Below are 24173 nucleotides of genomic sequence, written 5' to 3'. Positions count from 1 at the left end.
CGCTGCCGCACGGGAGAGGGCTGGAGTGACGGATCCGGCTATTCCGGAGAGGTCGCGCCCGGGTCAGCGGGCGGAGCGGCGGGCGGCGAGGTCGCCGGCGATAGCCTGCATCACCGACAGGGTGTCGACCTCGTCCTGCTCGGCGCCGTGGTCGCTGAGCTTCACGATCACGGTGCCGGTCTCGCGGTTCACGTAGACGTACTGGCCGTAGACGCCGATCGCCGAGATGTCGCTCTCGTCGCCCCCGGGGGCGTGCCACCACTGCGCCGAATACTGCCAGCCATCGACCTCCCGGCGGGCCGGCGTCTCGATCCGGTCGATCCAGCGGGCCGGGATGATGCGGTTCTGCCCCGCCAGGCCCTGGTCGGCCACCAGCAGGCCCAGACGGGCGAAGTCGCGGGGCGTCGCGTTGATGCAGCAGAACGCCTTCTCGATGCCGCCGGCCCGGTCGAGGTTCCAGGTCGCGTCCGCCTGGGCGCCCATCGGCTTCCAGATCCGCTCCGAGAGCAGGTCCGCCAGCGGCTTGCCCTCGATCCGCGCCAGGATGAGGCCGAGCAGCTCGGTATCGATGCTGCGGTAGCGGCCCTTGCTGCCGGGCTTGAACGCCAGATGGGCGTTGTCGCGCACGAAGGCGGTGATGTCCCGGGTCAGGTACATCCCGGCGGTGCCGGTGAGCGGATGCTGGGGGTCGTAATTCTCCGGCACGGCGATCCCGCTCGTCATGTCGAGCAGGTCGCGCACGGTGATCTGGCTGAACACCGCGCCGTGGCGCAGCTCGGGCAGCAGGGCCGAGACCCGGTCGGTCTCCGCCAGCTTGCCGCTCGCCACCGCGGCGCCGACCAGGAGCGACACGATCGACTTCGCCACCGACCAGGACGGGAACAGGGTCGCCGGACCGGTGCCGGGGCGCTGCCATTCGTGGATCAGGACCCCGTCCTGCACCACCAGGAAGGCGTTGGTGTGTGTCTCCGCCAGCATGGTCGCGAGCGGGACGGTCTTCCCCTTCCAGGGGACGCGCTCCAGGATCGGGGCCGGCCGGAACGCCAGGTCGCGGGCCTGTTCGGGCGCCTGCACCACCCGGCTGGGGAACCAGGGGCCGATCGCGGACGGCTCGATGACAGCCAGGGCCGCCAGCGTCACCGGATTCGGGACGTTGATCAGCGCGGTCGCGGTCCAGGCGCAACCGGCCGCCACGACGCCGCCGGCCGCGGCGATCACGCCCCAGCGCGCGCCCCGCCGGCGCCCCGGACGGGGACGGACCGAGGGTTCCGGGATCGCGGGCGACGAGGTCATGGTGGATCGGTATCGCTGTGGATCGTCACGGTCGTGGCGCCGTCGACCGGGGCCACGGCACGCGCGGCGACCATGATGAGGAGGCGTTAACGAAGGGCCAACCCGGCCGAAGGTTGAATTCAGGGAACAGCCGTACGGTCCCGGCCCCGATGATTCGAAAATGTTCACCGATTCGACGGACAAGGGGCATCGAAATCTGGCCGCATCCTAGGGCCGGCCGAGGCTGCGCACAAACGCCTGCCTGCACTGGCTGTCCGATCGCCGCTGCAAGGCCGGGGAAACCGGGTTCCTCTTGAAACCGTCTTCACCTCTCGAACGAAAGTCTTCCGCGCGATGAACCCTTTCCTGATCCTCGGGCTCGCGATCGGCGCGGAGGTCACCGCCACCCTGGCGCTGAAAGCCGCCGACGGCCTGACGAAGCCGGGGCCGACCCTGATCGTGGCCGTCGGCTACGGCACCGCCCTGTGGCTGATGTCGAGCAGCATGGACATGCTGCCGATCGGGATCGTCTACGCGATCTGGTCCGGGGTCGGCATGATCGGCGCGGCGCTCGGCGGCGCCTGGCTCTACGGCGAGCCGATCAGCCCGACCATGCTGGTCGGGATCGCGATCATCGCGGTGGGCGTGGCCATCCTGGCGGCCGGGCAGGGCCAGCACTGAGGCCCCCGCCCCGTGCCCAGGCCCCGCTCGGAAGCGGCCTGCCGAGGCCGGTGGCGATGCCGGCATAGCCCGCGCTCGCGACACCGCCCGGCGGTGCGGCGGTGACCGAGATCCTGTTCCGGACCGTCGCAGCGCCGTCCCGCGACCGATCGGCGGCCTGTGTGTCGCCCAGGTAACGCCGGGCCTTTCGCCCAATCCTCTCCCCGCCGCGACAGTTTCCCGGCACGGTCGCCGAATCCCGTGCTGCGCGGATTCCCGCGCGGCCGTTATGGCGCTGGCGGAAAACAGCTTTTCGCCATCGGACGGGCCTGCCCGCCGCTGCAGCCGTCCAGGCCCGAAGGGAACGGGCTCCGGGCCTTTCCGGCCGGCTGCAGAGGCCCGCGGGGTGCCGCCCTGCGCGAGGCACGGGCGAAAGCCCGCCACATCCTCGCCGCGAACGTGAACTCAAGCTTGGCGCGTACAACGGCGGCGTGAGGCGAGACCGCGATAGGGCGGCCGTCTCGCACCGAACGAGGCTGCAGGAGGATGGAGCGCTGATGCATGCGAGGTAGCGAGAGGACTCAGATCGTTTCCCGATTGGCCGTGCTGGCCTTCGCCGGCGGCCTGGGCGCGTGCAACACCGCGTCCCCCTTGACCACGGGATCGATCCCCGACCGCAAGCCGACGCTGGTCGTCAGCGATGCCGAGCGCGACTGCCTCGGCCGGGCCATGTATTTCGAATCGAATCGCAGCGACGAGGGCGGCCTGATCGCCGTCGGCACCGTGGTCATGAACCGGCTCGAGGCCGCGATCTTCCCCGGCGGCATCTGCGCGGTGGTCGGGCAGCCCGGCCAGTTCGCCCCGGGCGTCCTCACGAAGCCGATGCAGGAGCGCGATCTTCAGAAGGTCGCCGAGGCGGCCGACGCGGTTCTGGCCGGCGAGCGTCACCCGAAGGTCGGGAAGGCGATGTATTTCCACACCGCCGGCCATCACTTCCCCTACAAGAACATGCACTACGTCGCCGTGGCCGGCGGCAATGCCTTCTACGAGAAGCGCGATACCCGCGCCGCCAAGAAGGAGATGCCGGCTTCCCCCGCGCTGCCTCCGGCGGTCTCGAGCTATGCGGCGGGCCCGGTTCCGCCGGCGCAGTAGCGCTCGTCACGGGAGGGCCGGATCGGCCGGCCCGATCCGCGCGTGGGCTGGCGGGGCTGCACGCGCCCTGCCCCGCCGCACGCCCGCCCCCGCGCCGCTTTGTCCGGACATGACGCTACCGGCCGTCGAAGGCCGAGGCTCGGGGCGCATCGCGGAGGCCGCCCGAGCATGATCCCGCCGATCCGTGCGCCCGCCCGGAAGGCGTCGGACGGTTTTCGGAACCCGTCAGGCCATCCGACATGCCCGTGCCGCGGTCTCGATCCTATCGAACCCGATCCGGCCGCGCGGACATCCCGGGACGCGTGACGACGCTCCGGTACAGCGGCCGCGGATGTTGTCGAACGGATTGGCGTGACCCGTAATGGCAGATGAACTGCCATCATGCCCGGCGGTAAATCTGTCGATCTGTCTCGCCGCCGACGGGAGCGACGTTTACATCGACGGATGACGCTTTAGCTTGCTGGCTGAAACTACCCACGAATCACGGAATGCCGACCGATGATCGCCCATAGGGTAGCGCTCGCTGGCACGGTCCTGATGTTGGGCATCGCGCCGGCGGCCTCTCAGCTGCGCCGCCCCATGACCTGTACGGAGGAGGCGTCGGTGGGGCTGGACGCGGTCCCCCTCCCCGAGGGTGCGAAGCCGCAGCCGCAACGGGCGCGGACCTTCTCGCTGGTCTCCAGCGGCGGCTTGCTGACCGTCATCTCCGCCGGGCGCTCCGACTATTACGAATGCCAGGTGGCGTCGCCGCGCTTGAACGAGCGCACGCCGCGCAATGCGATCAAATGCCAGAACGGCGTCTATTTTCTTCTGATCGACCTCAACAAGCTGAACTTCGTCGAGGCACAGCTGAACCCAGAGGATCGCACCGAGATCAAGATGAGCTACGGCAGTTGCCGGAACCTCTGACGTCTCGGTTCGCGGGCGGCTTCGGGAGCGCGATGGCGCAAAACCGGAGCCGCGGCGCCTATCAGTCCATCCGGATCAGGATGTAGGCTGAGACCGCGATGACCACGATGGTGACGGCAAACAGCAGGAGCGTCTTCGTGAACGGGCCGTCGGGTGGGTCTGGCGCGTCGTTCATAATGCTCCCCAGCCCCGGAAGGATGGTGGCGTCTGCCGTCTTGCTCAACGTCTGAGCGGCCGATAGGCGGCATCCGCATAGCGTACCGAGTCATCTGCGCTGTCGGCGCTGAAGAATCCGTTTCGTGCGGGTGTTTCTGCCCCTATTTCGACGGGCGGTCAGCGCTGTCGCCGGCCGCCATCAGCGTGATTCGGCGTATCCGAGGCTACTCGGCTGCGCACGGTGCATCACCGGCAGAATTGCGTCGCCGCCGGGGTCCATTGACCGAATCCCGTCGCGACCATGTTGGCGACAACCCGGCAGATATACTGCTTCTGTGCCGCATTGTTGTTCGGCCCGGCATGGTAGCGGGCCACCGCCATGGTCCAGCTGCCCTCCCGCTTCTTCAGTTCCTGCAGGAATTGCGTGGCGTATTGCACGTTCGCGTGCGGGTCGATCATCGCCTCGACCGAGCTGAACTTGCTGCCGTGAAAATGGTGGTTGATCTGCATGCAGCCGAGATCGATCAGGCGCACGCCCTTGCTGCGCGCCTCCGTGAAGCGGGCCATGACGTCCCGCGGCCCCGTGCCGAAATAGGCGGTCCCGGCGATGTTCATGGCATAGGGCTGCAGCGAGCCGCGCCGGCCGGTCTCCGTGAGGCCGACGGCGTAGAGCACGCCCAGCGGCACGCCGTAGCGCGCGGAGGCGCGCCCCATCTCGTCCTCGCAGACATTCGCTGCGGCCGGGACAGCGCTAGAGATAAACGCCGCTGTCACGAGGACGTACCGCTTCATCCGTCCGTTCTCCTTCGCGTCTGTTGCCGGTGGCCTGGCGCTGCTCTTCCTGGCGCTGTCGGGCGCCCTCGTTGCCCGGGCGGGCCCCCCCGTCGGTGAAGGACGGCGAGGCTTGTTGCTGCGACCCGCCGGATCCGGATCCGGATCCCGTCCCCGTCTCGGTCGGACGCGCCTGCCCGACGATGACGTCGGCCTTGTAGCCACCCTGATTCAGCAGGTCGGTGAGGATCGCCGTGTCCTTGTGCAGGAGCGCGGCGGTCTCCGGCTGCGAGGCGCGCAAATGCGTCTCGAGCTGGCCGTTCGAGAGGCGCATCTCCACGGTGACGACCCCGAGCTCGTCCGGGCGAAGCTGGATCTTGAGCGTGCGCATGGGCCCGCCCGGGATGCCGGGCGCCGCCGGATCCGGCTGGATCCGGGATTGCGCCGCGGTCGCGCGATCGAGCTCGTCCTTGATGGCGGTCGCGATCAGCGGCAGGGATCCGGCCGGTAGGCTCGTGGCAATCCCGGACCCGTCATGCGGTCCTGCCGACGATGCGGCCTCCTCGGCACGCTCGCCGACGGCGGCCAGGATGGCCCGCTCGACCCCGGAGATTGCATGGCCCAGCGCGGGCGTCATCGCCATCGGCTTCTCTGGCTCGCCCTCCGCGTTGAGCGCCGTGGCGCGCCGCGGATCCGGCTCGGCCCGGATCTGGGGCGCGAGCTTCAGGGCGGCCGCCGCCGCATTCAGGGCCGGTCCTTCGGGCTTGGCGATCTGCGAAGCGGCGATGCTGCCCTCGGTCGCGGCCGCTGTCGCGATCGCATTTGCGCCGTCGGGCGCCGGCGCAGCACCGGGGACGACCGGCTTGAAGTGAACCGCGCTGCCCAGCACCTCGACTTTCGCCGCGGCCGCGCGGAGTATCTTGGCGACCTCCATCTGGAGGGAGCCGGCCATATGCTGTGTCGCGTCCGTGCGCGCTGCACCCTCTGGCCGAACGCCATCGTCCGCCCGGCTTGTGCGGTCCGCCGGCAGCATATCCGTCGCATCCTCGGACGGGACTTTGATGGGCATCGGCGCGGATCCGGATGCCGTTCCGCCGATCGGTGCCGCCGTCGAACCGAGCCCGGACACCGGCAAGCCTCCCGTGGCGGAGGCAAGGGCCGACTCGGTGGGCTGACCCTGGACGGAGGCCTGGGTCTTGGCAGCGGCGGCCGCCAGGGCCGGGAAGGCCACGCTCAGGAAGTTCGCCACCATCGCCGCGGCAGAGCTTCCCGGCACAGCAGGCGCCGGGGAAGCAGGCGCAACCTCCGCCGCCGGAGGTGCGTCATCCTCCCCATCGTCGGGCTTGCCCTTCCCAGCATCGGTGTCGGCCGAGGAAGGGGTACCCGCGCCCGAGAGTGTGCGCAGGACCGATCCGAAGGCGCTCTCGCGTCCCGGCCCCTGCTGCAGCGTGTCGTCATTTGCGCTGGACGACACCACGTCCCGGTCGAGCTTCGGCGTGGGCGACTGAAGCGCGGCGGAGATCGGGTTCACGGGTTAGACCTCCGAAGGAGTTGATCGACCTGACCGATCATGGCCTCGACCTTGGGTATCAGATTGCCGGGCTCGTCGGCGGCCGCTGCCTGCGCACGCTTCGACGCCTCGGCATCCGGCGGAGCGGGATCGCGAGCCAGCCCGCGCCCGATCTGCTCGGCCATCGACAAAGCCGCGTCGAGGAGCTGGACGTCGCGTGCGGGCAGCTTCGTCCTGTCTACAGCCTTCAGCTTGCGCAGGGCCGTCTGGAAGGTGGACAAAGTCACGATCTCGGCGGCCGCGCGGTAGAGCTGGCCCTGGGTCGCCTCCAGGCTACCAGGGGCGCAGAGCGTGAGGGCCTTGTCGGACGCCATGAGAGCCGAGTTGGTCTTGCCCTCCTGGATCGCCGTCCGGGCGATCAGCAGGTAGAGATCCCGCCGGCTCTCGGGGGCGAGCTCGTTCATGATCCGGGTGAAGGCCGCGAAGCGTCTCTCGTCCCGGCCGAAATCGAGCTGCGTCAGCTGGTACGCGAAGCGCTGCCGGAAATTGCCTGCATAGATCGAGTGCTGGAACCGGCGCAGGTACTGGATGGCCAGAACCTCGAACTTCTTCAGGTCGCCGCCCTGCCCGAGGACGAAGATCTCGCGACGCAGCGCGCCTTCCTCGACCAGGGTTCCCGGCAGCAGCAGCCGGACGCGATCGAGGAGGTCGATCGCGCGGACCGGATTCTCGTTCACCGCGAGGGCGGCCTGCGTGAGGGCGATCGACCCGGCGAGCGTCAGCGGCAGCGTCGCCGTATCGACGTCCTTGAGCAGGCGGTTCGCGTCGGCCTCCTGGCCGTCGATATAGGCCAGCGCACCGCGTGCGAGCGTCGTCTCAGGCGTGTCGGGGGCGTCCTTCTTGGTCAGGCGCCGAAGGATCGCCGGGCCGCCGCCGCTCAAGGCGAAGACGATGGCCGCCTGCACGTTGTGCCGATCGGTCCAGACCTCTGGCGCCGCGTTGAGGAGATCCCCCTCGATCCGGGCGATCAGCACGGACTGGCTCTCATGCGCCGCCACGGATCCCGTGGCGATCCGATCCTGCAGCAATTGCAGCGTGCGCACCCACTCGACAGGACCGTTCTTGCGGCCCGGCGGATCGGCCGCGGGCGCCGGCGCGGTCGCCTCGGGAGCCTCGGATGCCGGAGGTTGGGTCGCCTGCGGAGCCGTCTCCGTCGCCGGGGGCGGCACCGGATCCGCGATGACGGGGTACGGGCAAAGCGTCAGGAGAGCGCCGAGGGCGCTGCGCGTGATCCGCCTCATCCCGGAGCGCCTTGCAGGAGGATCTCGATCCGGCGGTTTTCGGGCGCTTTCGGATCCGTGGTGTTCCGCGGCATCCGGTCGGCGGCGCCCTCGATCCGCGCGATCCGGCCCTCATCGACGCCGGCCCGCGTCAGCATGTAGGACGCGATGTGGGCGCGCGCCGTCGAGAGCCGCCAATTGTCGTAGACCTCGGAGCGGAACGGGCGGCTGTCGGTATGGCCGCGGATCACGATCTTGCCCGGACGCCCGGACAGCGCCTTCGCGATCCGCTCCATGGCCCGGACCATCTCGGGGCGGGGCTCGGCCGAGCCCACCGCGAACATGCTGAAGTTCAGGTCGTCGGTTACGTTGATCAGGAGGCCCTCCGCCGTCCCCTGGACCTCGACATGCGGCCCGGCTGGGCCCGAGGCGGAGGGCGGGAAGATCTTGGCGATTTCCGCCTTCAGTGCGGCAGCGTCGGCCTGTGCAGGGGCTTGGGCCGACGCCGAGGCCTGGGCCGGTGCCTGTACCGCGGCTTGGGTCTGGGTCTGGGCTTGGCCGGCGTCGGGCCCGCTCACGGGTGCCTTGGCGTCTTTCGGCTCCTTGGCAATGTCCTTGGCCGTATCCTTGCCACCGGTGCTTTCCGGGGCAGTCGACGCGGGGCGCCCCGCGCTGCGAGCGTCGGGCTGGGTCTTGGCCGGCGGCGGCGTGATTCCGGTGGCCGCGGATCGGTCCGTTTTCGCGGGCGAGAGGGTGATCACCTGCCAGTACAGCGGATCGAACGGATCCCGCGCGATGTCACCGCCGCGACGTCCCGCTTCGCCGACATCGCCGATCGTGGCGCTCTGAGGCTTGTCCGGATCGGCCTCGGTGGCCAGGTTCGCCAGCACCGCGTAGGGATCCTGGAACAGTTCCCGCTCCCGGGCCACCGAACCGGGTGGCAACGCGCCGGCCTTGTCGCGCGCGTTCGCGCCGGATTCCGGCTGATTCGCGTTGTCGCCCGCCCTCGGATCGGCCGAGTTGGGTTGGGGATCGCTCAACCCTTTCTTGGCCGGCAGGGCCTCAGACAGGCTGATCGGATTGAAGTAGTTGGCGATGCTGGTCTTCGTCTCCTCGTTCGTGGCCTTGGTGAGCCACAGGACGAGGAACAGCGCCATCATGGCGGTCATGAAATCCGCCAGCGCGATCTTCCAGACCCCGCCGTGATGCTCCCCGTCCTCGTCCGACCCTCGGCGAACGATGATGATCTCGGTCTTCTCGTCGGCCATGCTCAGCGATCCTCGACCAGGGCGGCGACGCGTTCGCCCCACGCCTGGAGCTGTGTCTCAATCACCGTGCCGTTCATCCGGATCTGAAGGTCGGGTCCCCCGTCAGAGGCGGTGACGAGCCGTCCGGGCGGCAGGTCGAGGCGCTTCGCGAGCGCCTCCACGAGATCCGCGGGGCCGGTCACCGAAAGCGTTCCCGACCGGTCGTCCGCCACGATGGCCGACACCGTCGCGTGCAGGTCGCGGATCGCCTCGCGCTGCAGGGCCTCCGCCAGGAAGGGCTGCAGGACCCGGGTCAGGCTCTGCGCCAGCTGCGCCTCCAGGGCCCTCACCTGCTCGGCGAATCCGTGCGCCAGGGCGGTCGATTCCTCGTCCACCCAGCGTTGCCGCGCCTCAGCGAGGGCGGCCGCGCCGGCTTCCCGCTCCGCGGCAATCGCGGCCTGGACGGCCTGGGCTGTCAGAGCCTCACCTTCGCGGCGCCCCTCCGCCCGCGCCGCCGCCGCGATGGCGTCGAGATCCGGCGGGCTTGCGGGGGGCGTCGGCGGCGGGCCCGCATCCACGCGCTTGGTCGGAATCAGCGCGGCCAGGGCGGAGGAGGAGCGCTTGTTCGCCCCCGAGAAGACGGTCCAGGCCGGAGGTGCGGCGGCCATCACGCGGCCTCTTCACGGCTGAGCCATTGCTTCAGGATATTGGCGACCTGCTCCTCGTCGAGCTCGACCAGTTGCTCGAGCTTCCGGATGGGCGAGTGCGCCATCCGCTCCGTCAGATCCTCGATGAGGTTGGGTTCCTCGGCGGCAGCCGTCTGCTCCGCCGGAAGCATGTCGAACGCGTCGGATTCCGGCGCGGCGAGCGCCAGCTCGGTCTCCGTGTCCGGCGACCGGGCGAGGATTGCGTTGACGGCCGGGCGCAGGCCGAACCAGATCAGCAGGCATCCGACGATCAGGATCGTGGCCGCGTTGATCAGGGTCCCGGACTGGCGCATCAGGACGTCGCCGATCCCGAGCGGCTGGACGGGTGCGAGAGGCTGGCCCTCGTTGACGAAGCTGACGGCCGCGACCTTGATCTGATCGCCCCGCGCCTTGTTGAAGCCCGACGCGGAGGCGACGAGCTGCTCGATCTCGGCGATCCGCGGCTCGAGGTCGATCTTGCTGGTGTCCTTGCCGGCCTCCTGGCCGCTGGGGCTGGCCAGCGCTTCCAGCCGGGAGCGGTTCACCAGCACGGCGACCGACAGGTTCTTGACCGAATAGCCGTCGCTGACGGTCTGCACCGTCTTCGTGGAGATCTCGTAGTTTGTCTGCTCCTCGCGGCGCTGGCTCTCGGAACTCGAATTCTCGCCCCCGCCGGACTGGACGTTCTGGTTGGGCAGGTTCTGCTGGGCGGTGGTCGGCCTCTGGGCCGCGCGGTTCTGCGAGTTCTCCGTCTCCTTGATGACCCGGGTCCCGCGCTCGACCTTCTGGTCCGGGTTGAAGAGCGTCTCGTTGGTCTGGGTCTTGTCGGTGTTCAGTCGCGCGACGACGCTGACCTCGAAGTTGTTCGTCCCCAGATAGGGGGTGAGCGTCCGGCGGATGTTGTCCTGGATCTCGCGGTTCGTGAGCTGTTCCAGGGTCGCCATGCGGCCGGCCGGCGCCGTGGTGGCGTCGTCGCCGGAGAGCAGGATCGTCCCGTCGGTGTTGAGCACAGTCACCTTGTCGGGCTTCATGCCGGGAATGGCCGCGGCGACGAGCTGGCGGATGGCGGGCGCGGCCGTGGGATCGTTGGCGGGCTCCGTGCGCACCACCACCGAGGCCGAGGCCGGCTGCTGCTCCCGGCGGAACGAGCCGGGATCGGGCATCACGATATGGACCCGGGCGGCCTTGACGCCCTTGAGCGTCTGGACCGTGCGGGCGATCTCGCCCTCCAGGGCCCGGACCCGGGTGATGTCCTGCATGAACGAGGTCAGGCCCAGGGAGCCCAGGTCGTTGAACAGCTCGTAGCCGGCCTTGCCGCTCTGGGGCAGGCCCTTCTCGGCCAGGAGCATCCGCGCCTGGGCGGTCTGCCCGTAGCTGACCAGGACGGCGGTGCCGTCGGAACTGACGTCGAAGGGAACGCCGGCATCCTTGAGCACGGCGGCCATGCGGCTGACGTCGTCGCGGCTCAGGCCGGTATAGAGCGGCTCACGCAGTGGGCGGCTGAGATAATAGGCGCCGAGACCCACGGTCAGGAACACGGTGAGGCCCACGAGGCCCAGGGCGATCAGGCGCCGCGGGCCGAGCTCCAGGATATTGGTCCATAGCTTTTCGAGGTGCTCACGACCGGGCATCGGCAAGACTCAACTTCCACTGCTTCCACCGCAGTGGCTCGGCGCCAGCGTGCCGGATCAATCTTGCGTGGAGGTGGTGCGCAGCGACAGGCGCGTCAAACAGAAGGGCCGCGCACCCGAAGATGCGCGGCCCGCATCATCCCGAAGGATGAATGCTAGCGAAGGTCAGAGACCTGGAGCTTAGCTGCGGAACAGGCTCAGGATCTGCTGCGTGGTGGTGTTGGCGATCGTGAGAGCCTGGACGCCGAGCTGCTGCTGGACCTGGAGGGCCTTCAGCTTGGTCGACTCTTCTTCCATGTCGGCGTCCACCAGGATGCCGACCGACTTGTCGTTGACCTTGATCAGCGAGTCGACGTAGTTCGACTGCGACTGGATCTGGCTCTGGATGGCGCCCAGCTTGGTGGCGACGGTGGTGATGTCACCCAGGACCTTGTCGGCCGCGTTGATGTAGGCGTTCAGCTTCGACAGGTCGTTGTTCGAGATGCCCGAGACGTCGATCGTGTCGACGGACACCAGATAGGCCTTCTTCAGACCATCATTGTCCTCGCCGAACACGGCGTACTGCTTGTTGAAGATGCCGCCGGTGCTGTCGGTACCTTGGGTGACACCGTCGTTGGCAGCCTTCTTCGCCGCCGTCCAGGTGGACTGGGCGCTGGCCCAATCTGCCTGCGCCGAGGCGTAGGCTGCGACCGCTGCGGTGGAGCCCTTGTTGGCGCCGATCCAGTCTTTCTCTGCCTTGGCCCAGTTAGCCTTGGCGGAGTTGTAACTGTCGAGGTCCGCACCACCCGTCGCACCGACGCCCGCAGTACCACCGGTCGGGGTGGCCGCGTCGTAGAGCTTGGTCTCGTCGACGTTGACCGTAACGGTGCCGACCGAGATCTGGCCCTGGACGCGGCTGAAGGACGCGACGATCTTGCGCTCGGCCGTGTAGGTACCGGCGCTGGAATCGGTCGAGAGCCAGGCCTCGCCGTTCACCGTCGCGCTCTCGGCGTAGGTCTTCAGGTCGGTCTGCTTGGCGCTGATCTCGGTCTGGATCTTCAGGCGGTCGACGGTCGGGTTCTTGGCCGCGGTCAGACGGTCCTTGAGGGACTGGAACGTGTTCTTGGCGTTCTCCAGGCCGTTGATGGCGGCGTTCACGCTCGACAGGCCGAGGCCGATCGAGTCCTTGACGGCGTTGAGGGAGCCGGTGTCGGCGCGGATGGTGGTGGCGATCGACCAGTAGGCGGCGTTGTCGGCAGCGGTCGCGACCTTCTGGCCGGTGGCGACGCGGTTGCTGGTCGTCTCCAGCGACTGGTTCGTCGTCTTGAGGGTGGTGAGCGCCGTCATTGCGGCGGTGTTGGTCAACAGGCTCGACATGATGATGTCCCTTCAGAGAGGAAGACGTTCAGGGGACATGTCGGATTTTCACCGGCATAGCAGGGCGGCATCATGCCTTTGACCCGGCGTGACAAGCACGCGGTCAACCCGCTATCGATCTCAATCGAAGTCTTGATCAACGGGCCGTCATCGGCGCGGTCAACCATCCATCGACAGGCATCAGATGGAGAGTTTCCGCCGGCAAGTCAACAGGAAACTGCGTGCTTGCGGCGGAGAATGCGCTTTCTGGGTGAGGGGCTAAAGCAAAATATCGTAAAAAATCAGAAATACGATCGAACAAGTCCGCTGATGAGCATATTCCAGCCATCGATCAATACAAAAAACAAAACCTTGAACGGCAATGAGATCACCGTCGGCGGCATCATCATCATGCCCATCGACATGACCATCACCGCCACCACCATGTCGATGACCATGAACGGCAGGACGATCAGGAAGCCGATCTCGAAGCCCCGGCGCAGCTCGGAGATCATGAAGGCCGGAATCAGCACCCGGAGGTCGGTCTTGCTGCCGGGCTGCGCCTTGGGATAGGCGGCCGCCGCGATATCCGCGAAGGTGTCGAGGTCCTTCGGGCGGACATGGGTCAGCATGAAGTCCCGGAACGGGTCGGTCACCTTGGCGAAGGCCTCCTCCTCCGAGATCCGGTTCTCGGTCAGCGGACGGATGCCGTCCTGCCAGGCGCGGTCGAAGGTCGGGCCCATCACATAGAAGGTCATGAACAGCGACAGGCTGATCAGCACCATGTTGGCCGGCGCGCCCTGGAGGCCGAGCCCCGACCGCAGGAACGAGAGCGCCACGACGAATCGCGTGAAGCTCGTCATCATGACGAGGAGGCCCGGCGCGACCGAGAGGACGGTCAGCAGGGCGATGAGCTGGATCATCCGCCCGCTCATCGACCCGTTCCCGGGCGGCAGGACCTGATCCAGGCTGAACGATTGGGCGCTCGCGGCCGTGGCGACGAGAATCAACGAGCCCGCCAGAAACACGCGGCGCAGCATGGTGTGACCGATCCTGAGGTTCATCGGCCACGCATCCGCGACCCGGCCGTAAGGGGGCTACTGGACGACGAGCGTCTCGATGAAGAAGTCGCGGACCTGGCCCTTGGAGCGCAGCTGGACCCGCTCGGTCAGATCCTCGCGCAGATGGGCGAGACCGCTCGGCCCCTCGATCTGCGCCACCGACAGGGTGTGCAGGTAGCCGAGCAGGTCCTGGCGGATCTCGGCCGCGATCGGGCCGGGATTGGGGAAGGCCCCGGTCTTGACCACGATCGAGGCTTCGAGCCGGATCCAGACGTCGCTCGGGCTGGCGAGATTGGTCACCACCGTGCCGATATTGGCCAGGCTGAAGCTCGCATCGTAGGCGACGATCTTCTGAACCTGCTCCTCCTCGAGCTTCTTCTTCTCGGTCACGGCCTTCTCGATCGTGGCGACCATGTAGAGGCCGCCCGCGCCCCCGACCCCGACCGCCAGGACCGTGAGCCCGGCGAGGAGCAGCAGCCAGCGGAGCTTGGAGCGGGGGGCTTCGGCATCGGACGCCATGATTCGGGTTCCCGCTATCGTCTCAGAACGGCGCGACCAAGTCGTAGACCTGCTGGACGGCGCCGGGCTGCTGCACCTCCATCAGGCGTCCCCGGCCGCCATAGGAAACCCGCGCCTCCGCGATCTTGTCGTAGTCGATCGTGTTCTTGCGCGAGATGTCGCGCGGCCGGACGATGCCCGCGATGTTCAGGACGCGGATCTCGTAATTGACCCGCACCTCCTGGGAACCGCTGATCATCATGTTGCCGTTGGGGAACACGTTGGTCACGATCGCGGCGACGGAGAGCCGGAGCTGCTCCTTGCGGTCGATCGAGCCCTGACCCTTGGTCGAGGTGTTGCCGTTGACCTCGTACTTGTTCTTGGATTCCGGGTTGAGGCCGAACAGGTCGAGCTCGACGTCGAGACTCATCTTCGAGCGCGAATCGCGCGACCGGTCGGTGGCGTTGTCGAACTGCGCCTTGTCGTTCATCTCGATCAGCACGGTCAGCACGTCGCCGACATTCTTGGCGCGCGGATCCTGGAACAGGTCGGCGCTCTGCTGCGCCCAGGTCGAATGGTAACCGGACCGCTGCGTCGCGGTGAAGAGCGGCGGCACGGCCTCGTGACTCGCGTTGATTCCGAGCCCGACCGGGCTCATGGCCGGGGCGCGGCCGATCTCCTGAACGGGGGTCGAGCAGGCTCCGAGGGTCACCAGAGCCGCGATGGCAGCCAGCCGCTTCATCCTGATTTCTCACTGTTCTGCGGGCGGCGATCCCCCTCGTCCGAGCGGGACTCGGGCGGCGTGCTCGGGGGCGGCTCGGGCCTGGGCGGCACCGCTTTCTTCGGGGTGTTGGTGATGACGTTGGCCAGCCGCGCCGCCCGGCCGGGCTCCATCTCGTTCATGATCGCGCTGGCGGCGCGCGGATCGAGCCGCGTCAGGATCGCCGCCGCCGCCTCGCTGTCCATGGCGGTCAGCTGCTGGGAGGCCGCCTCGGGCTTCATCTTGGCGTAGATCGCCGTCACGCTCTCGTCCGCCTTGGCGAGGAACATCTGGCGGCGCTTCAGCCACTCCTCGTACTCGGCGCGCTTCGCTTCGAGCTGGCCGATCCGCCCCTCGATATCCTTGGCGAGCGCGGTGAGCGTCTCCTTCTGCCAGGCGAACCGGGCATCGGCGGCGGCGTTGGCGATGCTGTTGCAATATTGCGGGGCGCCGGTCCCGTCGGCCTTCGGCGGCTCGCCCGGCTTCTGCTGGGCGGCGGCCTCGCCGGCCGGTAGGAGGGCCGCCGCCGCCAGGACGAGGGCGCCCCAGCGGCGCAGGCCGGTGCGGCGCCGGCGGATCGGGACGGTCATTGGATCACCAACTCCGCCTGCAGGGCGCCCGCCGTCTTCACCGCCTGCAGGATGGCGATCACGTCGGTCGGTTTCATGCCGACATTGTTCAGGCCGCGGACCAGGCTCTGCAGGTCGGGGCCCGAGACCACCGCCAGGCGGGCGGTCTGCTCCGCGGCGTTGATGTCGGTCCGCGGGACGATCGCCGTCTGCCCGTCGGAGAACGGCGCCGGCTGCGAGACCTGCGGCGTCTCGGTGATGCGCACTGTGAGGTCGCCATGGGTGACCGCCACCGTGGAGATCTGCACGTTCCGACCGATCACCACGGTCCCGGTGCGCTGGTCGATCACCACCCGCGCCGGGGTATCCGGCTGGACCGACAATTCGCCGATCTCGGCCATGAAGCGCGTCCGCCCAACATTCCCGGGGCGGGTCAGCACGACGGTGCGGTAGTCGCGCGGGCTCGCGGCGCGGCGCCCGTAGCGCTGGAGCGTGTAGGCGTTGATCGCGTCGCAGATCAGGATGGCGGTGCGGTAATCCGGGTTCTTCAGTTCGAGCGACATGCCGGGCAGCTCCCGGAACGTGCCGGCCACCGCCCGCTCGACCAGCGCGCCGTTGGGGATCCGGGCTGCGGTCGCCACGCCGGAAACCAGCGATTCGGCCTGGCCGGTCGCGCTGAAGCCCGAGACGGCGAGCGCCCCCTGCGCCACCGCGTAGACCTGCCCGTCACCGCCGGCCAGCGGCGTCATCAGCAAGGTGCCGCCGCGCAGGGAGGTCGCGTCGCCCAGCGAGTTCACGCTGACATCGATGCGCGAGCCCGGCTCGACATAGGCCGGCAGGTTGGCGGTCACCATCACGGCCGCGACGTTGCGAGTCCGCATCCGCTGATCGCGCACGTTGATGCCGAGACGGTCCAGCATCGACTGCAGGGATTGTTCGGTGAATTGTGAATTGCGCAGGGTGTCGCCGGTGCTCTGCAGGCCGGTGACGAGGCCGTAGCCGACCACCTGGTTCTCGCGGACGCCCTGGAGCGACGCGATGTCCTTGATCCGCGTGGCCGCGGTCGCGGGGGCCGACCAGAGGCCGAGGCCGACCAGGAACAGGGGGAGGAGGCGGCGCATCATGGCTGTCCGCCCGTCCGCACCCGGCCGTCGGGCTGGACGATGCCCTGGATGAGGCGGCCGGTCGCGGTGTTCCGCACCGTGACCGGCTCGTTCACCGTGGCGTTCGCCAGGGCCGTGCCCAGGGTCGAGATGACCATGCCGCGCTCCTCGAACACGATCACGGTCGGCGCCCCGCGCGTCACGAGCTTGACGTCTTCGAGGACGCCTGACGGGATCACCTCCCCGGGCAGGAGGGTCCGCTTCGCGATCTTGCCGACCGCGCGCGCGGTCGTCTCGACGGCCGGCACCCGCGGCTTGTAGTTTTCCGGATAGGTCTGCTCCCGGAGCATCGTCGGCTTGATGACGTCGCCCGCATAGATCGTCGCCACCGGCACCGGGAACGTCTGTTCCGCGGCGGCGGCCGGGGCGGCGACCAGGCCGAGCGCGCAGGCGGCGCGCAGCCCCCGAGCCGCGCGCGACACGCACCGCCACACGAAAAGATGTCCCCGGGTCATGATGTCAGCGCAGGCCCTTCGCCACGGTGCCGGCCATCTCGTCGGCCGCCTGGATCACCTTCGAGTTCATCTCGAACGCCCGCTGGGCCGAGATCAGGTTGGTGATCTCCCGGACCGGGTCGACGTTGGAATTCTCGAGATAGCCCTGCTGGATCTTGCCGAAGCCCGGATCGCCGGCGACCCCGGTCACGGGAAGGCCGGAGGCCGGGGTCTCCCGGTACAGGCCGTTGCCCAGCGGCTCGAGGCCGGCATCGTTGGCGAAGTTGGCGAGCGCCAGCTGGCCGATCGTCTGCGGCAGCGGCTGGGCGTCGAGCTTCACCATCACCTGGCCGGTCTCGTTGATCACCACGTCGACGGCGTTCTGGGGGATGATGATCGCCGGATCGACGCTGTAGCCTTCCGCGGTGACGAGGCGGCCGTCGGCGTTCTTGTTGAACGAGCCGGCGCGGGTGTAGTTGATCTCGCCGTTCGGCATGGTGACCTGGAACCAGCCGCGCCCGTTGATCGCGAGATCGAGCGGGTTGGTCGTGTTGGCGAGCGGGCCCTGCCGGTGGAGATTCCGGATCGCCGAATTGCGGACGCCGAGGCCGAGCATCGCGCCCTCGGGGATCGCCGCCTCGCCGGCCTGGATCGGGACGCCCGCCGGGCGCTCGGCCTGGTAGATCAAGTCCTTGAATTCCGCCCGAGCGCCTTTGAACGCCGTCGTATTCAGGTTCGAGATGTTGTTCGCGATGACTTCGACGTTCAGCTGCTGGGCATTCATTCCCGTGGCAGCAATGGCAAGCGCTCTCATGATGAAGTCCTTACGCCCGGGATGTGTGTGACTGTATTCCGCAACGTCCACGCCCGGCCGCCGGAGAAAGCTGATTCCCCCGGCTCGGCCGCGCCGTCAGATCGCCATGCGGACGATTTCCTGATAGGCGGCGACGACCTTGTCCCGGATGGCGACCGCGGTCTGGAGGCTCTGCTCGGCGGACATCACCGCCTCGACCACGGATTGCGTCGAGGCCTTGCCCTGGATGCCGGAGATCGCGGCGGCCTCGCCGGCCTTCATGGTGTCCCGCGTCTGACCGGCGATCTGTGTCAGGAGATCGCCGAAGCCGGATGCCCCCCCCGCGGGCGTGGCCGCGGCGGCGCCGGGCGTCGCAAGGCCGAACTGAGGGACGCCGAAGACGGCGGTCTTGTCGGAGAGGCTCGAGAGAGCGGCGAGAGACTGGATCATCACTTCCTCAGAAGATCGATGAGGCTGGAGACCATCGAGCGGGCCTGCTTGATCATCTGGAGATTGGCCTCGTACGAGCGATTAGCCTCGCGCATGTCGGCCATCTCGATCAGCATGTTCACGTTCGGGAGCTTGACCGTCCCGTTTGCGTCCGCCGCCGGGTTCCCCGGATCGTACTCGACCCGGAACGGCGCCTTGTCCTCACCGATCTGACGGACTGCGACCGCCGTGGTGCCGGTGGCCCGATCCATCGCGGTGCGGAACGTGATCGTCTTGCGGGCATAGGGATCGGAGCCCGCCGTCCTGCCCGTGGACTGGGCGTTGGCGATGTTCTCCGACACGACGCGCATGCGCTCGGATTGAGCCCCCATGCCGGAGGCTGCGATGCGGGAGGAGGCGACCAGCGGATCGATCATGGTCAGGCCTTCACGCTCACGGCCAGCATGCGGTCGAAGGCTTTGACGATGCTGGTGTTCAAGGCCTGATCACGGCTGATCTCGCCCGATTTCATCAGCTGCTCTTCGAGGTTCACCGAATTGCCGGAATGGACGACGTCCCAACCGTCGGATTGCGTCGGCCGTGCCGGCCGCGCCGTGGGGCCGTTGAGATCGAAATGGCCGGCATGCGTCGACGCCATCGCGAGCGTCGTCTTGTTGAGCATATCCTTGAACGGGGTCAGATCCCGCGCACGATAGCCTGGCGTATTCACATTCGCGATGTTTCCGGAAATGACGGCCTGGCGCGTCGCCAGATGTTGCAACTGTCGCGAAGCAAGATTGAGCAGAAAGATCGGGTTCATAACCTGGCGGCTTTCTGGTCTGACAGGGAGGATCGATGGCGTTCCGGAGCAATCCGGAACCATGTCTATCCGGATGCGTTCGAAACTGGATCGGCTATTGGATGCCGTGATGTTCTGGAATGCGGTTTGCCCGACCAGTCTTGTCCGAAGCTTGCGGCGGGCTGCCGGCGGGGGCGTTCGTCATCTTGCCTGGACCGTAGGATCGTCGATATGACGGTCCCACGGGCAAGCGGGGGTTCCGGAGAACGTCCTCCCGCGTGTCATGCATCCTGGGCTTCGGGGCTGGATCGGATCGATTGTGATCCAGCCTGACGCACCGCTCCGTGCTTCTTCCATGATGGAAGGCCGGCCGTGAGCCTCCGAGCGAGGCCGCGCGGCCGGGCCGAGCGATCACGTCTGACTGACAGTCGGGTCCCGTCGAGGGTCCGGTCGCACAGGACCGGCTCCGGCGGCGTGGCGATCAGCTCACGAACGCGTACCCGAGATAGCGCCGCACCTCGATCGGATCGAAGCTCAGCTTTTGCCGGAGCTTCTTGCGAAGCTTGCTGATATGACCTTCGACCACGCTCTCATCCACATCGCTCGTGAAAGCGCCGTAGACAGCATTGAAGACCTGCTCCTTGGTCATCCGCCGTCCCCGGTTACGGACCAGGAATTCCAGGATCTGACGCTCGCGGCGCGGCAGGACGATCTTCTCGCCGTCGATGTCGGGATCGCGGCCGTCGAAATACACTTTCAGCCGCTCGGTACGATCCACGGCGGCCTCTTTGACGGCCCCGCGATGGGAGCGGCGCCAGACCGCTTCGGTCCGGGCCATGATCTCGCGCACGTGAACCGGCTTGCGGACGACGTCGTCGATGCCGGCCGTGAACAGGTCCAGGGTCTCGGTCAGGCAGCGCGTCTCGATCATCGCGATGATCGGCGCCGGGGATCGCTTCTGGATGAGTTCCGGGAGATCGGGCCGCTGCTCGCAATCACCCAGGAGGAAGCCTTGGACGGCGTCCACATCCGGCTCCCGGGCCGTCTGCAGCCAGCCCTTGAAATCGGAATCCAGTAATCCGACGGCCGAAATTCCTTCCCTGGCGAAGCTCGCGACGTATCCATCGGTCACCATCGGTCTCTCGTCGACAATGACGTACATTATTTCGGAACTCCACAGCTAATCATTCCAATGAATGATGGAGATATGGTCTGGTGCAAACATTCATTCGCGCCATGAGTCTAGATGACGACAACGAAAGTGGGCGTCAATGGTTTCACTTTGAATTTTGCCGGGTGTGGTTCTGTTGCCATTGTTGAGATTCTGGGTCGTTCGCGAATTCTTATTCAATTTGTGCATATTTATTTCGGGTGATGTATAGGGCTTGGTCGTGTTCCGGATGCGCGCCAGGTCTTGGTCTTGAGCGATCCTTCGTCGCGTATGGGGCTCGAAATGCCGCGAATTCCTCACATCCTATGAGCGAATCACCGGCCTTCTTGCCGATCTCTGTTCGGCCGAGCGCGAATGCAGCCTTGGCCACCGACTCGGATCATGTCGTTGGCAACAGGAACCGGTGGTCGCGCCTCGTGCTGACGTTCGGTCCTTTGGCCGCCGGGCGTTGGTATGAGTTTTGTGCATGCATGGTTTGCGCTGCAGCAGAGGCGGCGGCCGGTGCCAAGGACTTCGCTTCGCTGGGCCTGGAATTCCTGGCGCAGGACCAATCGGGAATCGACTTCGCCCAGGTTCCGGGCCTGGCCCGAACCGCGATCGACGTGCACGGGGACTGGATCGCCGGGCCGGGCTGGGACAGTGCCGTGGATTCGCGGGCGGTCATCCTCCGCCGCTGCTTCTATCTGCCGGCGCCGGCCTCCCAGGTGGCGGTCGTCATCCGGAGCTGGCGCAACACCCACGCCTTCCGGGTCGGCGACCCCCTGATCCGGCCCGCCGCGCCGGACGCGACCGTCGCCGGCGGTCCGGCGATCGACCGGGCGGAGAGCCGGCTCACGCGCGACGGCCGAATCGCCCTCGGGGCCCAACCGCTCTGGTACCGGCATGGGCTGGTCCCGGGACGCGGGCTGATCTTCAAGGGGCAGATCATCGCCCAGGGGCAGACGGAGGGGGCCCGCGCCCAGGTGGTGTTCCGCGACGCGCGCGGGAATCAGCTTCCGCCGCCCTACCCCGACACCCTGGCGACCCCGGCGATCCCCGCCTTCATCGATATCCCGGTGCACCGCGCCGCCTACCGCTTCACCCTGAAGGTCGCGCCGCCGCCGCGGGCCGCCGCGCTCGAGATCGGTTTCGCGACCTGGGAGACGGGCGCCTCGCTCGCGCTGACCGCCGCGCCGGAGGTGCTGCTCGACGACGACCTCCGCCTGGCGAATCTCGCGGACGATGCCGATCCCGGGGCCGAGGCCTTCCTGCCGCACCTGCTCGCGCGCATCGGCGGCGCCCCGGCGATGGTGGGGGGCGCCCTGGCGGGGTCGATCCGCACCTACCTCGACCCCGCGCGGCTCGCCCAGGTGCCCACCCCGCTGCGCAGCTTCATCGCCCTCAGAGACGGCCCCGACGCACCGGCCTGGACGGGGGCCGCCCTCCGCCTGGCGCGCCGGCCGGCCTGGACGCTCCCCGAATCGGTGGATTGGACGGCCGACCCGTTCCAGTCGCAGGCGTGGCGCCTGGCCTTCCAATCCCTGTCCTGGGTCGCCGCCGCGGCCGAGAGCGCCGAGCGCCAGGTCCGGGACCGCGCGATCGCCGTCGCCGTCTCCTGGTCCCGCGCGAATCCCTGGGGGCAGCCGGCGGACACGCTGAGCCTGCATCCGGCCTGCATGGCGATGCGCCTGGAGGCCCTGCTGGGCCTGTTGGCCGTCGCGGCGGAAACGGATGCGCGCGCCGTCGAGATTCTCGGCGGCGAGGTCCTGCGGCACGCCTTCGCGCTGGCCGAGATCCTCGCCCAGCACACGGTGGCGGGCTCGCTGCTGGAGGTGAAGGTGGCCGCGGCCGTTCTGGCGGTCGGCCTCGTCCTGCCCGCCCTGCCGATGGCGCGGCACTGGACCGGCCTCGCGACGATCGCGCTGCGGAGCGGCGTCGACGCCCTGATCGACCCCGGCGGCGTGATCGTGGAGCCGTCATATCATCGCGGCCTCGAAATCCTGACCCTGGCCCTGGTCCTCCTGCCCGTCCTGAGCGCCCGGTCGGATCTGGCATCGCTCGCCGGTGCGCTCGACCTGCGCCTGGCGAAGGCCTGGGCCGGACTGGTCGCGCTGTTCGAGCCGGACGGCACCCTGCCCCCGTTCGGCGATACGCCCACCCATGACGACCGCTCCGGCTGGATCGAGCGCGTTGCGGCGGCTCACCCCCGCCCCTGGATGGGTCGGTCGGCGGCGGACCAGGCGGAGCGCCGAGGCGGCCCCGGTCCCGGTGCGTCGGCGCGGTCCGAGACCCTCGTCCATCGCCGCTGGGCCGATGGTCCGGACTGGGCCTCCTTCACGGCCGATTTTTCCGAGCAGATGCGCCCGCAGGACCATCGGGACTGCACCTCCTTCACCTTCGCCACCGGCGGCCTGCGGTGGATCACGGAGGTGGGCGGATCCCATTCCGATTCGCCCGGCCAGCACGTCGCAGCGGCCCGGGCCCACAACGTCGTCATTCCGGACGGTCGCGAGCCGACCGCCGGGGCGGGCCTGTCCCGGGCGCCCTTCACCGTGGGCGCCGCGTCCGTCCACCTGATCGACACGGATGTGCACGGCCCCGATTACCGGCATGTCCGGGCCTTCGCGCTCCTGGACGACCTGTCGGGCCTGGCCGTCTTCGACCGATTCGCGACCCCCGGCAGGCCCCTGTCCCTGGACGGGTTCCTGCACCTCGACCCTGCGGTGACGGTCGCCCTGGACGCTTCCGGGCGCGTGTTCGGGCTCTGGAACGACAGGCGCCTGCACATCGTGCCGCACGCGCTCGCCGGCCAGCTCGGCCGGGTCGCGGTGGGGCGATACTCGGCCGGGCCGCAGGCGCCGGCACCGGGCGGCGCGTCCGCGCCGAATCCGCCGCCCCAATCGAGCCCGGTTCTGAGCTACGCCATCACGGGAGGGTGGAGCGTGGCCGGCGGTCTCCTGATCGCCGCGTCGCCCGAGAGCTTGAGGCGACTCGTGCGGGTCGTCGAGGATGAGGCCTTCCGGCGCCCTCTCACGGAGTGAGTTCGGCGCAGCGACGGTACAGAGGATCCCGTCCGGCGATCCCGGACGGATCTAGGTCCGGATGTCCTTCTTGGTGACGAAGTTGAAGTTCTCGATCATCACGTCCTTGACGACTTCCGACCCGAGCCGCTCGTTGACCTTGAGCTTGATCTCCGCAAGGCGCTTGTTGATGTCGTATTTCTTCAGATGGCGGAAATCGAGATCGCCGTCGCTGTAGATCTGGCGGAACGACTCGTCCATGACGAACGGCGCGGGGGTGAGGCCGAGCCCCTTGATCAGGTGCGAATCCGCCGTGAACACGACGGTTGCCATGATGTAGCCCTGGACGGTCCCTTCGGCGATGACCGGGATGTTGAGCGGCTTCAGCTTCTGATAGGTCAGGCCTTCCAGATATTCCTCGGACTTCGCCTTCGGCAGGTCCGGCATCCAGGTGACGACCGCGTAGCTGGACAGCACCGTGATGGCGCAGATCCAGAGGCCCGTGATGACGATCCGGAACACGCGCGGCTACTCCTGGTAGCGCAGGGCGGCCGAGTAGGTGCCGTCGGATTCCGCGCTCTGAATCATGGTCGTGACGATATCCGACACCTCCTGCATGGCGCGCAGGTGGATGGCCAGGAGCTCGTGGTTGCGCCGGAGCTTGGCGCGTACGCGCTCCAGGCACTCGATCTCCGGGGGGCTCAGCGCGGTCGAGCCGATCGTCCGCCCCAGACGCGACAATTCCACCAGGCTCTGGCTCTTGCGGCGATTGAAGTCGTCCTGCTCCCGGATGTCGTGGACCGTCAGGGCCTCCGTCTCGGCGTCGATGGTGGCTTCGAGGCGGGCCAGGGATGAGAGCAGCATGCGCAGCGTCCGGGAGTGTGATGA

Annotated in this window: 25 protein-coding genes; 4 read left to right on the top strand and 21 right to left on the bottom strand. The window is 68.1% G+C overall.

From position 1 onward, the window contains the following. Positions 1-63: 63 nt before the first annotated feature. Positions 64-1293, bottom strand: coding sequence for a serine hydrolase domain-containing protein (locus LGR69_RS20300; RefSeq protein WP_122159969.1), 1230 nt, complete (start codon positions 1291-1293; stop codon positions 64-66). Between the two features lie 333 nt (positions 1294-1626). Between LGR69_RS20300 and LGR69_RS20295 the strand changes: the two genes are divergently transcribed. The 3 genes from LGR69_RS20295 to LGR69_RS20285 all read left to right on the top strand — a co-directional run bounded on the left by LGR69_RS20295 (position 1627) and on the right by LGR69_RS20285 (position 3993). Further along, complete coding sequence (locus LGR69_RS20295; RefSeq protein ID WP_007559157.1) at positions 1627-1953, top strand: DMT family transporter; 327 nt, start codon at positions 1627-1629, stop codon at positions 1951-1953. A 582-nt stretch (positions 1954-2535) separates the two neighbouring features. Then, a complete protein-coding gene (locus LGR69_RS20290) occupies positions 2536-3084 on the top strand; it encodes a cell wall hydrolase (RefSeq protein WP_230367156.1) in 549 nt (182 codons plus the stop codon). 498 nt (positions 3085-3582) lie between these two features. Beyond that, positions 3583-3993 carry a hypothetical protein gene (locus LGR69_RS20285; RefSeq protein ID WP_091864350.1) on the top strand — a complete coding sequence of 137 codons (411 nt, stop codon included), beginning with the start codon at positions 3583-3585 and terminating at the stop codon, positions 3991-3993. A gap of 402 nt (positions 3994-4395) precedes the next feature. On the opposite strand, the gene LGR69_RS20280 is transcribed toward LGR69_RS20285, so the two are convergent. The 18 genes from LGR69_RS20280 to LGR69_RS20195 form a co-directional block, all read right to left on the bottom strand. After that, positions 4396-4941, bottom strand: coding sequence for a transglycosylase SLT domain-containing protein (locus LGR69_RS20280; protein WP_091864351.1), 546 nt, complete (start codon positions 4939-4941; stop codon positions 4396-4398). Next, positions 4901-6451, bottom strand: coding sequence for a flagellar hook-length control protein FliK (locus LGR69_RS32090; protein WP_230367155.1), 1551 nt, complete (start codon positions 6449-6451; stop codon positions 4901-4903). The genes LGR69_RS20280 and LGR69_RS32090 overlap by 41 nt, the downstream gene beginning before the upstream one ends. Then, positions 6448-7731, bottom strand: coding sequence for a chemotaxis protein (locus LGR69_RS20270; protein WP_230367154.1), 1284 nt, complete (start codon positions 7729-7731; stop codon positions 6448-6450). Before LGR69_RS20270 ends, LGR69_RS32090 begins: the two co-directional genes overlap by 4 nt. After that, positions 7728-8978: a MotB family protein gene (locus LGR69_RS20265; protein ID WP_230367153.1), complete on the bottom strand. Its 1251-nt coding sequence runs from the start codon at positions 8976-8978 to the stop codon at positions 7728-7730. Before LGR69_RS20265 ends, LGR69_RS20270 begins: the two co-directional genes overlap by 4 nt. 2 nt (positions 8979-8980) lie before the next feature. Beyond that, positions 8981-9625, bottom strand: a complete 645-nt coding sequence (locus LGR69_RS20260) for a hypothetical protein (RefSeq protein ID WP_230367152.1) — start codon at positions 9623-9625, stop codon at positions 8981-8983. Next, positions 9625-11274, bottom strand: coding sequence for a flagellar basal-body MS-ring/collar protein FliF (gene fliF / locus LGR69_RS20255; RefSeq protein ID WP_122159964.1), 1650 nt, complete (start codon positions 11272-11274; stop codon positions 9625-9627). The genes LGR69_RS20260 and fliF overlap by 1 nt, the downstream gene beginning before the upstream one ends. A gap of 180 nt (positions 11275-11454) precedes the next feature. After that, entirely contained in the window at positions 11455-12630 is a 1176-nt protein-coding gene (locus LGR69_RS20250; protein WP_230367151.1) for a flagellin N-terminal helical domain-containing protein, read from the bottom strand. A gap of 281 nt (positions 12631-12911) precedes the next feature. Beyond that, on the bottom strand, positions 12912-13649 hold the full coding sequence (fliP, locus tag LGR69_RS20245; RefSeq protein WP_230367185.1) for a flagellar type III secretion system pore protein FliP: 738 nt from the start codon (positions 13647-13649) through the stop codon (positions 12912-12914). Between the two features lie 57 nt (positions 13650-13706). Beyond that, the gene (locus tag LGR69_RS20240) at positions 13707-14189 is read right to left on the bottom strand and encodes a flagellar basal body-associated FliL family protein (RefSeq protein ID WP_122159962.1); all 483 of its coding nucleotides are present in this window, start codon (positions 14187-14189) and stop codon (positions 13707-13709) included. Positions 14190-14211: 22 nt separating this feature from the next. Continuing rightward, on the bottom strand, positions 14212-14910 hold the full coding sequence (flgH, locus tag LGR69_RS20235) for a flagellar basal body L-ring protein FlgH (protein WP_091864359.1): 699 nt from the start codon (positions 14908-14910) through the stop codon (positions 14212-14214). Continuing rightward, on the bottom strand, positions 14907-15518 hold the full coding sequence (locus LGR69_RS20230; protein ID WP_230367150.1) for a MotE family protein: 612 nt from the start codon (positions 15516-15518) through the stop codon (positions 14907-14909). Before LGR69_RS20230 ends, flgH begins: the two co-directional genes overlap by 4 nt. Further along, entirely contained in the window at positions 15515-16621 is a 1107-nt protein-coding gene (gene flgI, locus LGR69_RS20225; protein ID WP_230367149.1) for a flagellar basal body P-ring protein FlgI, read from the bottom strand. The genes LGR69_RS20230 and flgI overlap by 4 nt, the downstream gene beginning before the upstream one ends. Then, the gene (flgA, locus tag LGR69_RS20220) at positions 16618-17082 is read right to left on the bottom strand and encodes a flagellar basal body P-ring formation chaperone FlgA (protein WP_230367148.1); all 465 of its coding nucleotides are present in this window, start codon (positions 17080-17082) and stop codon (positions 16618-16620) included. The genes flgI and flgA overlap by 4 nt, the downstream gene beginning before the upstream one ends. A 37-nt stretch (positions 17083-17119) precedes the next feature. Further along, a complete protein-coding gene (gene flgG, locus LGR69_RS20215) occupies positions 17120-17908 on the bottom strand; it encodes a flagellar basal-body rod protein FlgG (protein WP_230367147.1) in 789 nt (262 codons plus the stop codon). Positions 17909-18004: 96 nt separating this feature from the next. Continuing rightward, on the bottom strand, positions 18005-18337 hold the full coding sequence (locus tag LGR69_RS20210; RefSeq protein WP_122159959.1) for a flagellar hook-basal body complex protein FliE: 333 nt from the start codon (positions 18335-18337) through the stop codon (positions 18005-18007). After that, positions 18337-18753, bottom strand: a complete 417-nt coding sequence (gene flgC / locus LGR69_RS20205) for a flagellar basal body rod protein FlgC (protein ID WP_230367146.1) — start codon at positions 18751-18753, stop codon at positions 18337-18339. Before flgC ends, LGR69_RS20210 begins: the two co-directional genes overlap by 1 nt. 2 nt (positions 18754-18755) lie before the next feature. Next, positions 18756-19136, bottom strand: coding sequence for a flagellar basal body rod protein FlgB (gene flgB / locus LGR69_RS20200; RefSeq protein ID WP_122159957.1), 381 nt, complete (start codon positions 19134-19136; stop codon positions 18756-18758). Between the two features lie 460 nt (positions 19137-19596). Next, the gene (locus LGR69_RS20195) at positions 19597-20277 is read right to left on the bottom strand and encodes a response regulator transcription factor (RefSeq protein WP_122159956.1); all 681 of its coding nucleotides are present in this window, start codon (positions 20275-20277) and stop codon (positions 19597-19599) included. A gap of 479 nt (positions 20278-20756) precedes the next feature. Between LGR69_RS20195 and LGR69_RS20190 the strand changes: the two genes are divergently transcribed. Next, a complete protein-coding gene (locus LGR69_RS20190; protein ID WP_230367145.1) occupies positions 20757-23306 on the top strand; it encodes a heparinase II/III family protein in 2550 nt (849 codons plus the stop codon). Between the two features lie 51 nt (positions 23307-23357). On the opposite strand, the gene LGR69_RS20185 is transcribed toward LGR69_RS20190, so the two are convergent. Both LGR69_RS20185 and LGR69_RS20180 read right to left on the bottom strand, forming a co-directional pair. Beyond that, positions 23358-23807: a hypothetical protein gene (locus LGR69_RS20185; protein WP_091864369.1), complete on the bottom strand. Its 450-nt coding sequence runs from the start codon at positions 23805-23807 to the stop codon at positions 23358-23360. Positions 23808-23813: 6 nt separating this feature from the next. Then, entirely contained in the window at positions 23814-24149 is a 336-nt protein-coding gene (locus LGR69_RS20180) for a flagellar protein FlgN (RefSeq protein ID WP_091864370.1), read from the bottom strand. Between the last annotated feature and the right edge of the window lie 24 nt (positions 24150-24173).

It is taken from the genome of Methylobacterium brachiatum, assembly GCF_020523825.1.
Classification (GTDB): domain Bacteria; phylum Pseudomonadota; class Alphaproteobacteria; order Rhizobiales; family Beijerinckiaceae; genus Methylobacterium; species Methylobacterium brachiatum.
This window is presented reverse-complemented; position numbering and strand designations above follow the sequence as displayed.